We start from the raw sequence: 13,656 nt of genomic DNA on the forward strand, positions 1-13,656 counted from the left end.
TTAAAAAACACTGTAACATTTGCCCGTCGCCGGGCAAAATCATTTTTCTAATTTTCATACAGCCATTCTTCTGCCCATAAAACAGCGGAAAAATGGCTGTTTTTCTTTGATTATTGATCCATAAAAATCAACAGGCCATTAATGAACTTTTTAATGTTGATTTTGCCGCCTGAAGCGCGTTTGCCGCGGATAAAATCCATTTCAGTCTTAATGCCTTCAAAGGAAAATAACGTGCTGGAATAGCGCGTAAAGGTATCATTCATGAAATCCTCAATTCCCAAATTCGCCAGATTGCTCATTCCTTTTGCAATTGCACGGCGGATACGCTGTTCCATACTTTTGGGATTGTCGCTCAAAATCTCACACAACTTGCCAATGTTCTCTTCAGCCATGCTGGTTTTATCTTGTTCATACAGATATTGACAGACCGTCAAGATATCTTTTGAACCCTTTTCACCAGACATTCCTAACTGATTTAAAATATATTGCAGTTTTCGAACCGGAATATCTTTATCTTCCCTTTCAGGGGCAGAGGAAACCTCGGCCTGAAACATTTTGCGAATATTTGAAAGAGTGTGTTCCATTTGAATCTGCCGGGTAATATTTTCAATCACGCGCTTAATTTCAATCACGTTGATGGGCTTGCTGATAAAGAAATCCACCCCGGCATTATAAGCCTTCATAATCAGTTCCTTATTGGATACCTGAGAAATCATAATGCATTTTGCTGTACAGCCCAGCTCCCGCAAAGCAGAAACCACCTGAATCCCATCCACATTCGGCATCAGGAAGTCCACCAGAACCACATCCGGCGCAGATGCTATAATTTCTGCCGGATTGGGAACCTTTTCTCCCGAACTGCCACACACATTTCCTAAATTATTGCTTTCAATGATATCTTCCAAATTATTGATGACCGATACATCATCTTCAACAATATAAAAATTCATGTCGTCTTTTCCTCCAGCATGTCTGCAGGAATCTCTACACGGAATTCTGTCCCTATCCCAGGTTCTGATTTAACTTCAATCGACCCGTGAAACCTTTCTTCTACTGTCATCTGCACGCCAGACAGTCCGACTCCCCGATAGATATTTCCTGTTGCTTCATCAAATTTTGTAGAAAAACCCATTTGAAATATTCGTTCCATATCTTTCTTTGAAATTCCCGGGCCATCATCCGCCACAGTAAAGATAAAATTCTCTCCTTCTTTATGTACCGATACCAGAATCCATCCTTTGCTTGCTTTGCGCTCAATCGCTTCGATTGCATTGTTTACCAGATTTACCATTACCAGCATCAGCGAATAATGGTCTTGGGTAACAAATTCGTCTTTGACCCGAAAGTCTAATTGTATGTCCAGTCTGCGCGACTCCAACGTGCGGTAAGTAGATTCTTTCAAAATCTGCATTAAATCCCGGATTCCCATTTCTTCCCGGTTATACTGCTCATAAATTTCTTTCTGAATCCCTTGCATGATCCGTATGTAATCTTTTTTAATTTCATGCACATCCCTTGCGATGGAAAGCGCCATTTTTTTCAGTTCCGGCTGCAAATCCAATTCAGACAGCTTTTCGTACAGCCGATAGGCATTGCTCATTGCCGACTCAATTTCCTCTGTATTTTTTTCCATGAAATAAACTTCATTTTTTAACCGGGTAGTCATCAGGTACAAACGCTGATACCGGGTTTCATGTTCCATCTTTTTCATCAGCGTGCGGTAATTCCGTTCCCCCAGTAAGACAGAGCCCGCGATTACTGTGCGAATTGCCGCAATGGCTAATAAATAAAGATAGAAACGGGTATCAAGGCTATCATACTTCATTCCGGTTCTGAGCCCAACCTCAAAAATGTTGGAACAATAATCACTCAATACCATTCCAATAATCAGCCGCTGAAACGAAATGGTGTGCTTATTTTTAACCAGTAAAGAAAACAGGAAACCATAAGCTATATAAAACAAACCGCCAATCAGTGCCACAACTACATTATCCTGAATTTGCGTAATCCCGGAACCAATTAGGAACAAACGCACAATGAACACCATTGCGCCGGTTACACAACCGACAGCCGCTGAATGCTGCTCTTTGGCAACCGTCATCAATAAAATAGGAAACAGGATGACAGCCGCTGAAATACGAAAATTATCCGTGAAAAAATTAAAATACAGCTGAGATGAAAAAGTCACGATAATCGCAATCAGCAATGTTCGTTTCCAATAATTCATGTTTTTCTTAATTTCTCCCTTACTTTAATTTATTTGTTTTCCTCCAGTCCATATCCAAATCTAGTCGGCCAGCAAATTGCTTAGCAGCGCATTTGTGCGCCAGACTGAGTCAAATTGAGCCCTATCCGCCAAATAATCCTGCTCAAAAAATGATAACTTTACGAATTAAAATTCATGCTTTAATTGCTTTTATTATACCATAGCTTTTTGTAAAATCAACTAGACAAAAATAAAAGCTATATAAATCAGAATTATTATGTATTTTTTAGTAATTTAAACAGCAATTTATGATAAAATACTGATTTTATTTCATTAGTTATACTAAATAATTGCTAATTTTTTTATGTATTTTTCTTAATAAATTGCTTTATCGTAAAAAGAATGTGAAATATATAAAATTTTCACTGCTTTTCTTTGTATTATTCACTAACATACCTTGTCTTGCAATCTAAGCATTTTCTTATTAAGAACTAATACTATGAAAAGACAGGCCAAAAGATAAAAAAATCTCCCGTATTCCGTCTGAATACGGGAGAGAACAGAAGAATCAGTCGATTTTGTTGCCAGGGAAGGCAACCGGCTTATTGTTCATAACCTCTACAATACCCTGAGCAGCGGTGGAACAGCAGCGTATCACAGCCTGCTGTGTGGTTGCAGCGGTATGCGGGGTCATAATAACATTGCTCATCTCCAGAAGCGGATTAGTGTAATCAATCGGCTCCTTATCAAAAACATCCAGACCAGCACCCAAAATAACGCCTTCCTGCAATGCACGAATCAGGTCGGCTTCCACAACAACATCGCCGCGGCTACAGTTAATAAAAATCGCCTTATCCTTCATCTTTTGAAAAGCTTCTAAGTCGATGCTGCCACGGGTAGAGGGAAGAGAGGGAAGGTTCAAACTGATAAAGTCTGACTGCGCCAGAACATCGTCTCTGGACTTCAGCAATTTAATGGGAGCCTTCATCTGCTCTTGCTTGGCATAGGGATCATACCCAATCACATCCATGCCAAAACCGAAAGCCGCCTTATTGGCAATAATCTGCCCAATACGGCCGCAGCCCAGAATCCCCAGGGTTTTGCCATCCAGCTCATAAGTATCCTGCAATGTATAGCGAACATCAAAGTTACCATTGCGGAATTCCCGATCCACATGCTGAAAACGGCGTGCAGCCATCAGCATTAACATAATCACATGCTCAGCAACCGAATTAGAGTTGCCCAAAGGTGCATACACAACCTGAATTCCCTTTTTAGTAGCATATTCCATATCAATGTTGTCAAGGCCTACACCATGTTTAGCAATAACCTTTAAGTTTGGGGAAGCATCCATCATAGCCGGAGTAACGATTTCGGTGCGGCACATAATTGCATCAACCTGATTGTCACGGATCTCCTGAATGAAAACCTCTTCCGAATGACCGCCGGTTACAATAATCTCCGCGCCATCATCCCAGAGAATATTTTTTCCGGAAACATCCAGTTCTTTCAAAAATATTACCTTATACTTACTCATAAAATTAAGTTCCCTTTTACTTATTGCTAATAATGAAAATAGGCGGGCGTTGCCGCCCGCCTATCATATAAACCAGTCAAACCCACTTGCGCAGAATGAAAGGTTTCATTTCGTTCTTAGATTACGCCCTGAGCGATCATAGCCTCGGCAACCTTCTTGAAGCCAGCGATGTTAGCACCAGCAACCAGGTTGTAGCCCAGGTTATACTCTTCAGCAGCTGCTACGGAAGAATCATGAATGTTGGTCATGATCTGCTTCAGCTTAGCGTCAACCTCTTCTGCAGTCCAAGAGATTCTGCCGCTGTTCTGGGACATTTCCAGACCGGAAACAGCAACGCCGCCAGCATTAACAGCCTTGGAAGGAGCAACGATCATGTTCTTCTGGCCCATCAGGTAAACCAGAGCATCGTTGGTGGTGGGCATGTTAGCAACTTCGATGTAGTACTTAATGCCGTTCTCAACGATCTTCTTAGCCTGCTCCATATCGATATCATTCTGAGTTGCGCAAGGCAGAATGATGTCAACTTTACGGCTCCAGGGCTTCTCGCCGGGGAAGAATTCCACGCCGAATTTGTCAGCATAATCCTGAACCTTGTCACGGCCGCTGGAACGCATTTCGAGCATGAAGTTGATCTTCTCTTCGGTTACGATGCCTTCGGGATCGTAAATGTATCCATCAGGACCGGAAATGGTAACAGCTTTGCCGCCCAGCTCCGCGATCTTCTTAACAGCACCCCAAGCAACGTTACCAAAGCCAGAAACAGCAAAGGTCTTGCCTACGATGGTGTCGTTCTCATGCTTGAGCACTTCGTTTACATAGTAGATAGCGCCAAAACCAGTTGCTTCGGGGCGAATCAAGCTTCCGCCGAAGGAACGGCCCTTACCGGTGATAACACCGTTTTCGAAAGCGCCACGAATGCGGCGATACTGGCCATACAGGTAAGCAACTTCCTTACCGCTAACACCGATATCACCAGCGGGAACGTCAACGTCGGGTCCAATGTGACGATACAGCTCACTCATGAAAGCCTGGCAGAAACGCATGATTTCGCCATCGCTCTTACCGCGAGCATCAAAGTCGGAACCGCCCTTTGCGCCGCCCATGGGCAGAGTGGTCAGGCTGTTTTTGAAAGTCTGCTCGAAGCCCAAGAACTTCATGATGGACAGGTTAACAGACGGATGGAAACGCAGGCCGCCCTTGTAAGGTCCGATAGCTCCGTTGTACTGTACACGGTAGCCGCGGTTTACCTGAACCTGGCCAGCATCGTCAACCCAAGATACGCGGAATTCGATTACGCGCTCGGGCTCGATCATTCTCTCCAGCAGACCCATCTTCTCGTACTCGGGGTGTGCATCGATTACAGGTGCCAAAGAAGAGAGAACCTCTTCTACGGTCTGAAGAAATTCGGGCTCGCCGGCATTCTTCTTTTTGGTTGCTTCCAGAACCTTTTCTACATACGCGTTCATAAATAAGACCTCCATAAAAAATTTTATCCAAAATTTAAGAGTATTATAAACAAAAGAATACCGAACAAAACAGTTTTAAAAAATAATTTTTTCAAACGGAACCTTCAGCGCCGCAAAAAAACTGTTTTTCAAATACCAATTTGTCCATTTTATCAACAGAGAAAACTTTTTTAAAGACGAAATGCGGAATAGCCATTCTTCCTGAAACCACACATAACATTCCGAATCGCTGCTCCGCTTTTCTTTATTGGGCCGCCCGGTTTTGAAAGCCGGGCGGCATCATACATTTCAGTAAAATCGCAGCAAATCTTCTTTTCGTAGATTTATTGCTTAAGCCCACCAGTTAAGGAAACCGGTGATAATGGTTGCGTTAAAGAAGTCGATGAACAGACCACCAACCATGGGGATTACGAAGTAAGCCTCTCTGGCAGGACCATACTGGCGGGTAATCGCCTGCATGTTAGCCATTGCGTTGGAGGTAGCACCCATTGCAAAACCGATGAAACCAGCGGTCTGAACAGCTGCGTTGTAGTTCTTGCCCATTACGTTAAATACTACATAGTAGGAGAACAGGAACATCAGAACAACCTGTGCAGCCAGTGTAATGATCAGCGGCAGAGCCAGGTTGATCAATTCCCACAGCTTCAGGCTCATCATGGCCATTGCCAAGAACAAGCACAGGGACAGGTTACCAACAACTTCAATTTCTTCGCCCTGGAATTTCTTACCACTAGCGTCAATGATATTACGCATAGCAGCAGCAACCAGCATTGCGCCGATGTATCCGGGGAATGCGATGCCGGTGGTATCTTTCAGCAAATTGGATACCAAAGTACCAATACCAACAGCAACTGCCAGCAGCATTGCAGCCTGAGTAAAGTCTGCGCTGGTGGACTTGAAGGTCTCGCCGTCTTCGGAATCAGAATCAATAGTCTCAGAAGATTTCAGGTTGAACTGTTTAATTCTTCTGTAAGCAGTAGGTCCACCCATGATGGAACCCATAACCAGACCAAAAATAGCTGCAGTAATACCAACCGTCGACCCGCCGACTATTCCCATCTGATCCATTGTTGCGCCGATAGCAGCCGCTGTGCCGGGGCCGCCAACCAGTGCTGTTGCACCAGCTGCTACACCGAGTCTGGGATCCAGACCGAAAGCTGCCATGATGCCGCCACCCAAGAAGTTCTGCAGGAAAATCATAATGATACCCAACAGCAACATAATCAGGATGGACTTACCACCGCTTTTCAGCAGCGGAACACTAACGGTAAAACCAACTGTGGTAAAGAATACCAACATAAAGAACGACTGTAAGGTGTCGTCGAAGGTAACCTTCATAACACCACTTAAAGTAAGAACTGTGTTTGCAAAAGCAAAGAACACACCGCCTACCAACGGTGCAGGGATGCACTTTTCTTTCAAAAAGCGAATTTTCTCAACTAAGAAGTTTCCCCACCAAAACAGTATCGCCGCTATACCAGCCGCCTGGTACATGTTTAGATTGACTTCTAACATAAACCGTCTCCTCCTACAATAGAAATTTGGTTGAAAGTAAGTATGACACCACGATGTCAAAATGTTACAGAAAAATACAATAACGTTAAAAACATTAATAAAATTATTTTTAGCGCAGAAACGTTTCTAGTGCAAATTGTGTAAAACACAACTGTTTTTTTTGCTTATTTGCCAAAAATCGACCCACATTAGACGTTTCAACCTGTTTTCATCTGCATGATTTGGCGTTCTCCGCACCGGGTATCCGCTTTCATTGGTTACTCAATAAACTAGGAGGTTTTATTGTAACATAACCGGCAGAAAACGAGGAATCGGCCACGGCACTGCGCCAATCGAAAGCTCATCTTTATGTATGTCAAGATATATATGTCGAGAGCCTTCTTTTTCCACTGTCTCTGAAAGCAAGAAACAAAACTTACAGAGAAACTTGCTCCAAAGCAGTGGGGTCTTTCATTCCGATCCGCTTAGCTACCTCTACATAAACCTGTGGGTCGCCAGAGGTACAGATGGTAAAGCCGCCCTGTCCATGCTCTGCCAGGGCACCGTTTTCCTGTAAAAACCCGCGAACCGCATTGGCTTGTTCCAACGCCGGGTTTATAAAGGAAAGATCGGGGTAGCAATTCTTAAAGTTCTGCTCCACAATGGGGTAGTGGGTACAGCCCAAAATCACATGCTTAATTTGCGGATCCCTATCCAAAATCGTATCGATCTGGGTTCGGATTTCTGTGTTGATATCCTGTTGACTAAAATCCCCTCTGTCAACCAACCCTGCTAAAAGCGGGCTTCCTTTGCCGGTCACCTGAACCTGAGGATCCAAGGCATGAATCAGCTTATCGTAATTTCCCGTTTGAATGGTAAATTCGGTAGCGATCAAACCAACCCTCTTAATTCCCGAGCGTGCCACATAAGCAGCGGAAGGGGCGATGATCCCAAGAATTTCAAAATCAAAATCCTCAGATAATACATCAACAAGAGTAGAAATGGTATTGCAGGCAATCGCGACAACCTTAACCCCTCGGTTGCCCAGATACCGCAGCATGTTGCGGCTCAGTTCTGTGATTTCCTGCGCGGTCTTGTTTCCATAGGGGCAATTTGCACTGTCGCCAAAGTAAAGGATATCTTCGTGAGGCAGAAGCCGCTGAATTTCTTTTGCAACGGTCAGTCCTCCAATTCCGGAATCCATTACTCCAATGGAACCTTTTAAGCTTAACATAACAGCCTCCTTTTATTGCCGGATGATTGACTGTCCGGACCTTTAAATTTCTTGACGCCCTTATTATAGTGTATTTTATTTTCAAAGGCAATAGGTCCAAACGTACGATCCAGCGTGGATTTGCAGCTGTTTTGTCCTCACTGGAAGGACATCATTCAGAAACCGGGAAATAACGATTTCTTTCGAATTTTTTCGCCATTTTCTACATGGATTTTTCAAGTTTCACTACCGGTTGTATTTCGGCGAGCTTTTTCTTTTTTCGCCAGAGCATTGGCACTCCCAAATCGTTCGGCGACACACCTCGTCTCTTTTCACCCCCCTTCTGCGGCAGTTGATTGCAAAAAATTCCAAATAACCAAACAAAAACCGACGATCCACACCATACTTTCTCCAGTGCCTCCTATAGAATGCCGGTTTTATTCCACTATAGTTTTATTCTGAAAGGCATGTCATTTATGACAAATGTATGTACTATATATAGAATTTTTGACATTTGTATTATTTTGTTTTTTTTTGATACCTTTTGAAAATACTATACTCTTTGTTTTGGGCATGTCCCGGGACAAACTGTGCACATTACACAAACAGATACCGGCTTAATTTCTTTTACTGTCCTTATAATAAGAACATTTTATTCAGATTTAGAATTAAAAAAATATGAATTTTTTTTGAACTAACTCCGTAGACACAGTATACTTTGGTGTTTTTGCAAAAAAATAACCGGATCACTTCGCTTAACAGCCGCGATCCGGTTCCTTTTGTAATATGGCTCACTTTATCAATGCCTATTTCAAAACATATTCGGTTATTAAATCGTATACCTCAAACAGCAGTTCTTCCATAGAATTCTCTTTATCCCGAAAAAAGTTCAGCTCCAAAACAATTCCGCCAGACAAAACCAGCTTGATCTCTGCATCCAGATCCAAGCTTCCTGCTGTTTCAACCGCATAGGTTACAATATTCTTGTACGGAACCGAAAAATACTCCACCTTTTTTCCGGTGATTCCTTGTTTATCTACGATCAGAATCCGTTTGTCCGTAAAAACTGCCGTATCCCGAAAGGTTTTTACACAAAACTGAACCTGCTCTGATGAATGCAGCATTCGTTCCAGTTCCGGCGTAATCGTCGATCTTCCGTAAAAGCTGAATATTTTATTGACTACGCTATCCGCCACAATGCTTCCTCTTTTCTGTTTTGCATCCCTTTTTGAAATACTTTTACCGGAATTACGGTTCTTGAGAAGGTTTCGGCTTTCTCCAGCGCGCCTTGCCGGTGATCCGATCAATGGGTATTTTAATAATTTCCATCCGATCCACGCCGCCTTCAATTTTCTTATCTAAGAAAGAGCTGCCGCCCGGAATCCCATATTTCTCACACAAAACCCGAAGAACCTGAACCTTTTCAGCCCGATCGGTTAAGATCTCTGCACAGCCCACAGCCACCGCACTTTCAAAATCGGTGGTGTATTGCTCCGGATAAAGCAAAGTCTGCCCAACACAGCTAACACATACCCTAGAATCGGTTCTCAGGTTATCTAGCTTTTGTCCTTCCAAAGCCATATGAATGTATATGACATGATCCTGCACAACCAGAGAAACCGGAATGCCATAAGGCGCACCGTCATCGGCATTGATGGTACAAAGCGTAGCATATTCGCAATTTTCTAAAATACGATAAGCTTCTTCTTCGCTGATTTGTCTTTCTTTTTTTCTCATGGGCCGCATCGTTTCACTCCCTGTCTATTCTGCGTATCGTTGAAAAGTCGTATCTAACAAAATAATTTTTCTGTGGATATCATACTCTATTTTTTCTAAAAACACAACAATCCTGCACATACAAAAATCGGACAAAATTGGTTCACACCCTGCTCTTTTCTTCTCGGCCAAACTGTGATACAATAACAGCAGAAATTCGCCGGATTGCCGCGTAAAGGAGCATATTGCCATGATATTATCGGGAAAAAAGATTTTAAAGCACATGGGCAAAGAGATTATCATCGAGCCGTTCGACGAAAAGAAGATGAATCCGAACAGCTATAATTTGTCCTTACATAATGAGCTTTTAGTCTATGATACCCCTGTGTTGGATATGAAAACCCCCAACCCCGCCACTTTAATTACCATCCCACCGGAGGGGCTAACTTTGGAACCGGGCCGCTTGTATCTGGGCCGCACGAAAGAATTCACCAAAACCGAATGCTTTGTACCCATGCTGGAGGGTCGCTCTTCCATCGGGCGGCTGGGGATGTGCATCCACGCCACAGCCGGATTTGGTGATGTGGGCTTTGCCGGCTATTGGACACTGGAAATTTTTGTGGTACAACCCCTGATTATCTACCCAGATGTAGAAGTCTGCCAGGTTTACTACCACACCATAGATGGGGAGTACGCCCCCTATTGCAGCGGAAAGTACCAGAACAATCAAGGAATTCAGCCCAGCCTGCTGTATAAGGATTTTGAAGCAAAAAAAGAGGGATAACTCTTTTCAAAAAGGAAGCCCGGGTCAACCGCCCGGGCTTCCTTTCTATTTATATAGTAATTCTGGCACCAACATTGCTCCCGTTCTTTTTTCCTACATTTTATTAAAATCCCCCACAGAACCCAATAAACCTTCTCCATTTTCTATTTCGTCAACCGCCGGCGTGATAAATCGTTAGTGAATATCGTCCTGTGTAAAATAGTAGCCCACAAATGACATGATTAAGCCAATGATCGAGACCAGCCATCCTATATAAACAAGGTTAACTTCACCAGCTCCGCCAACCCCACCAATACCAATGGATATCCCGAACAATATGATTGCTATACCCATCAACATTTTCTTCACCGATTTCATAAATATCACCCATAATATAAAAATTTAATTTGTGGATTAATTTTTGGTTCGATTATATCGCCCTATCAGAATATACGCAAATATTCTTTGACCCCTTTCGCGCCTTCGGCGGCAAACCCTTTGGTTTGAGCGATAAGAACAACCTATCCGTTCCCCGCATCCAAAAGGGGTTCTCACCCCAACGGACGTACCAGCTTTTTGAAATAAAAAAATAGGACAAAGCAAAAAGCCTTGTCCTGTTTGGCGCGCCCGAAGGGATTCGGGCGCACAACGCCTTTTACGCCTTCGGCGACAAACCCTTTGGTTTGAGCGATAAGAACAACCCATCCGCTCCTCGCATCCAAAAGGGGTTCTCACCCCAACGAACGCACCAGCTTTTTGAAATAAAAAAACAGGACAAAGCAAAAAGCCTTGTCCTGTTTGGCGCGCCCGAAGGGATTCGGGCGCACAACGCCTTTCGCGCCTTCGGCGGCGAACCCTTTGGTTTGAGCGATAAGAACAGCCTATCCGCTCCCCGCATCCAAAAGGGGTTCTCACCCCAACGGACGCACCAGTTTTTTGAAATAAAAAAAACAGGACAAAGCAAAAAGCCTTGTCCTGTTTGGCGCGCCCGAAGGGATTCGGGCGCACAACGCCTTTCGCGCCTTCGGCGGCAAACCCTTTGGTTTCAGCGATAAGAACAACCTATCCGCTCCCCGCATCCAAAAGGGATTCTCACCCCAACGGACGCACCAGCTTTTTGAAATAAAAAAACAGGACAAAGCAAAAAGCCTTGTCCTGTTTGGCGCGCCCGAAGGGATTCGAACCCCTGACCTTCTGATTCGTAGTCAGACACTCTATCCAGCTGAGCTACGAGCGCAAATTCAATTGCATGTCCCAATTTGAAACAGCTTTATTATTATAGTCAACAACGCGGAAAAAGTCAAGATATAATTAAAATTATTTTTATGGTTTATTTGGCCGGTAAAAATACCGGCCAAATTCCAGAACGGACAAGCAACCTACTTTGCCTCAGAAAATTCTACTCTTTTATTAAAACCGAAAAACCAAGAGGGGGCAGAACCAGTGCGCCGTCCTTTGCTTCTTCTCCTAATAAAACATCTGCTGTATTCCATTCTTCCGACAAAACAATCCGCTCGGTGGAACCGCCAGAATTCAGTGCTACCAAAATTGTTTGTTCTTGACCCTGGCGCAGATAGCAAATACACCGGCCAGAAGCCAAAAGCGAAACCAATTTCCCCTGTGTCAGCGCCCCGGTGGCATTTCGCCTTAACTTAGCCAGGGTTTGATACCACTGAATCAAATCCGTATCTTCCTGTCCCCAAGGGTAGCATCCCCGGTTAAAGGGATCCCGGTATCCTTCCATTCCGGCTTCGTCTCCATAATAAATACAAGGCACGCCGGGCAAAGTGTACTGCATCAGCGATGCCAGCCGCATCCGGCGCAAGCCCATCTCACGCTGCTGCGGTGTCAGCTTCTGCCAGCTTTGCCATTCCCGATCCCTGCCATTAAGCGGTTCCCCGCCCAGCACAGTCAATGCGCGCTCGGTGTCATGGGTTCCCAAATGGTTCATCAAACACCGCAGCACCTGGGGCGGGTAGTTCTCTTGCACGGTCAGAAGGATTTCCATGGTATCTTCCGACCGCTGACCGGTTAAAAAGCCTAAAATTGCACTGCGATAGGGATAATTCATCACGCTGTCCAACTGCCTGCCCAAAAGGTAGCGTCTGCGCTGGCCATAGGCCGTTTTATTGGAAGCATCTTCCCAAACTTCCCCCATTACCAAAGCGTCTGATTTTTCTTCTTGCGCCGCTTGGGTAATTAGGTCTAAAAGTGGATCCGAAAGCTCATCGGCTACATCCAGCCGCCATCCGGCCGCACCCCGGCGCAGCCATTGGCGCACAATACCGCCTGCTCCGCCGATGTACTCCCGGTAACTCGAAGCCGATTCGTTTACGCCGGGAAGTGTAATAAACCCCCACCAGCAATTGTAGCGATCCGGCCAGTGTTCAAATTCATACCAGTCATAATAAGGGGATTGGGTGGACTGATATGCCCCCAAACCGGAATAGCGCCCTTGACGGTTAAAATACACGCTGTCGCTGCCGGTATGGTTAAATACGCCATCCAAAACCACGCGAATCCCCAGCTTTTCTGCCTTTTGGCAAAGAAGCTCAAAATCCTGCTCCGTGCCCAAAAGCGGATCCACACGACTGTAATCAGCCGTATCATACCGGTGATTGGAATGAGCTTCAAAAATCGGGTTTAGATACAAGCAAGTTACGCCCAACGACTGTAAATAAGGCAATTTTTGGGTGATTCCGATTAAGTCGCCGCCAAAAAAATCCCGGTTGGTAATTTCTCCGGTTTCATCCGGGCGCCACTCTGGCTGCTCGCCCCATTCAGCATGCATTCTGCGGTCAGAAGGAACCTCTTCCTTTGGCTGTCCGGAATTACAAAACCGATCGGGGAAAATCTGGTACATAACCCCTCCCGGCAGCCATTCAGGTGTTTCAAACCCTTTTTCATACACCGTGATCTGCCACTGTGTGCCGCCCGTTAAAATCCCTTTGCCGCCAAACCCTTTCCCCAGGCGCAAAACACCCTGTCCAGTCTGAAGCTCAAAGGAATAAAAATACAGTCCGCTGTGTTCCGGCGCCAAATCACATTCCCACCACTCGTGGTCATTCCCGTTCATGCCGCACCAAAACATATTCCAGTTAAACTGTGTCCCGCCGTCTTCCTGAACCTGCAAAACAGCAGCAGAACAACCAAGAGCGCGGGGTAGCGTTATTTTAAAATGAATATTCTGCCCCGCCGGAATTGCTCCGACGGGGTTTCGATACAATGAATTTCTGGAATCAAACATACAAGCCGCTCCTC

The 13,656-nt window shown here is 44.6% G+C and carries 11 protein-coding genes and 1 tRNA gene; 1 reads left to right on the forward strand and 11 read right to left on the reverse strand.

The features are described 5' to 3' along the window. Positions 1 to 110: 110 nt before the first annotated feature. The 8 genes from C1A02_RS06585 to C1A02_RS06620 form a co-directional block, all read right to left on the reverse strand. Positions 111 to 950 carry a response regulator gene (locus C1A02_RS06585; protein ID WP_101697399.1) on the reverse strand — a complete coding sequence of 280 codons (840 nt, stop codon included), beginning with the start codon at positions 948 to 950 and terminating at the stop codon, positions 111 to 113. Continuing rightward, complete coding sequence (locus C1A02_RS06590; protein WP_101697400.1) at positions 947 to 2,227, reverse strand: sensor histidine kinase; 1,281 nt, start codon at positions 2,225 to 2,227, stop codon at positions 947 to 949. The genes C1A02_RS06585 and C1A02_RS06590 overlap by 4 nt, the downstream gene beginning before the upstream one ends. Positions 2,228 to 2,774: 547 nt before the next feature. Then, positions 2,775 to 3,743 carry a hydroxyacid dehydrogenase gene (locus tag C1A02_RS06595; protein ID WP_101697401.1) on the reverse strand — a complete coding sequence of 323 codons (969 nt, stop codon included), beginning with the start codon at positions 3,741 to 3,743 and terminating at the stop codon, positions 2,775 to 2,777. Positions 3,744 to 3,859: 116 nt separating this feature from the next. Further along, positions 3,860 to 5,209 (reverse strand): NADP-specific glutamate dehydrogenase, encoded by a 1,350-nt coding sequence (gene gdhA, locus C1A02_RS06600; RefSeq protein WP_101697402.1) that lies wholly within the window; start codon positions 5,207 to 5,209, stop codon positions 3,860 to 3,862. A 330-nt stretch (positions 5,210 to 5,539) separates the two neighbouring features. Continuing rightward, positions 5,540 to 6,724, reverse strand: coding sequence for a sodium/glutamate symporter (gltS, locus tag C1A02_RS06605; protein ID WP_101697403.1), 1,185 nt, complete (start codon positions 6,722 to 6,724; stop codon positions 5,540 to 5,542). A gap of 415 nt (positions 6,725 to 7,139) precedes the next feature. Further along, on the reverse strand, positions 7,140 to 7,937 hold the full coding sequence (gene murI / locus C1A02_RS06610) for a glutamate racemase (protein WP_101697404.1): 798 nt from the start codon (positions 7,935 to 7,937) through the stop codon (positions 7,140 to 7,142). A gap of 785 nt (positions 7,938 to 8,722) precedes the next feature. Beyond that, complete coding sequence (locus tag C1A02_RS06615; protein ID WP_101697405.1) at positions 8,723 to 9,112, reverse strand: PH domain-containing protein; 390 nt, start codon at positions 9,110 to 9,112, stop codon at positions 8,723 to 8,725. Positions 9,113 to 9,164: 52 nt separating this feature from the next. Beyond that, positions 9,165 to 9,653, reverse strand: coding sequence for a pyridoxamine 5'-phosphate oxidase family protein (locus C1A02_RS06620; RefSeq protein WP_101697511.1), 489 nt, complete (start codon positions 9,651 to 9,653; stop codon positions 9,165 to 9,167). Between the two features lie 229 nt (positions 9,654 to 9,882). Between C1A02_RS06620 and dcd the strand changes: the two genes are divergently transcribed. Then, positions 9,883 to 10,416 (forward strand): dCTP deaminase, encoded by a 534-nt coding sequence (gene dcd / locus C1A02_RS06625; RefSeq protein ID WP_101697406.1) that lies wholly within the window; start codon positions 9,883 to 9,885, stop codon positions 10,414 to 10,416. A gap of 174 nt (positions 10,417 to 10,590) precedes the next feature. On the opposite strand, the gene C1A02_RS06630 is transcribed toward dcd, so the two are convergent. From C1A02_RS06630 to C1A02_RS06640, 3 genes are all read right to left on the reverse strand, one after another. Further along, positions 10,591 to 10,773, reverse strand: coding sequence for a hypothetical protein (locus C1A02_RS06630; RefSeq protein ID WP_101697407.1), 183 nt, complete (start codon positions 10,771 to 10,773; stop codon positions 10,591 to 10,593). A gap of 782 nt (positions 10,774 to 11,555) precedes the next feature. Next, positions 11,556 to 11,632, reverse strand: a tRNA-Arg gene (locus C1A02_RS06635). Positions 11,633 to 11,794: 162 nt separating this feature from the next. After that, complete coding sequence (locus tag C1A02_RS06640; RefSeq protein ID WP_101697408.1) at positions 11,795 to 13,642, reverse strand: glycoside hydrolase family 13 protein; 1,848 nt, start codon at positions 13,640 to 13,642, stop codon at positions 11,795 to 11,797. Positions 13,643 to 13,656 lie beyond the last annotated feature (14 nt).

Source organism: Clostridium minihomine (assembly GCF_900240385.1).
GTDB lineage: Bacteria > Bacillota > Clostridia > Oscillospirales > Acutalibacteraceae > Faecalispora > Faecalispora minihomine.

What these genes read in the sequence shown, in the direction of transcription:
- C1A02_RS06585 (WP_101697399.1), bottom strand. Translation starts at nt 950, where the DNA reads ATGAATTTTTATATTGTTGAAGATGATGTATCGGTCATCAATAATTTG.
- C1A02_RS06590 (WP_101697400.1), bottom strand. Translation starts at nt 2,227, where the DNA reads ATGAATTATTGGAAACGAACATTGCTGATTGCGATTATCGTGACTTTT.
- C1A02_RS06595 (WP_101697401.1), bottom strand. Translation starts at nt 3,743, where the DNA reads ATGAGTAAGTATAAGGTAATATTTTTGAAAGAACTGGATGTTTCCGGA.
- gdhA (WP_101697402.1), bottom strand. Translation starts at nt 5,209, where the DNA reads ATGAACGCGTATGTAGAAAAGGTTCTGGAAGCAACCAAAAAGAAGAAT.
- gltS (WP_101697403.1), bottom strand. Translation starts at nt 6,724, where the DNA reads ATGTTAGAAGTCAATCTAAACATGTACCAGGCGGCTGGTATAGCGGCG.
- murI (WP_101697404.1), bottom strand. Translation starts at nt 7,937, where the DNA reads ATGTTAAGCTTAAAAGGTTCCATTGGAGTAATGGATTCCGGAATTGGA.
- C1A02_RS06620 (WP_101697511.1), bottom strand. Translation starts at nt 9,653, where the DNA reads ATGAGAAAAAAAGAAAGACAAATCAGCGAAGAAGAAGCTTATCGTATT.
- dcd (WP_101697406.1), top strand. Translation starts at nt 9,883, where the DNA reads ATGATATTATCGGGAAAAAAGATTTTAAAGCACATGGGCAAAGAGATT.
- C1A02_RS06630 (WP_101697407.1), bottom strand. Translation starts at nt 10,773, where the DNA reads ATGAAATCGGTGAAGAAAATGTTGATGGGTATAGCAATCATATTGTTC.
- C1A02_RS06640 (WP_101697408.1), bottom strand. Translation starts at nt 13,642, where the DNA reads ATGTTTGATTCCAGAAATTCATTGTATCGAAACCCCGTCGGAGCAATT.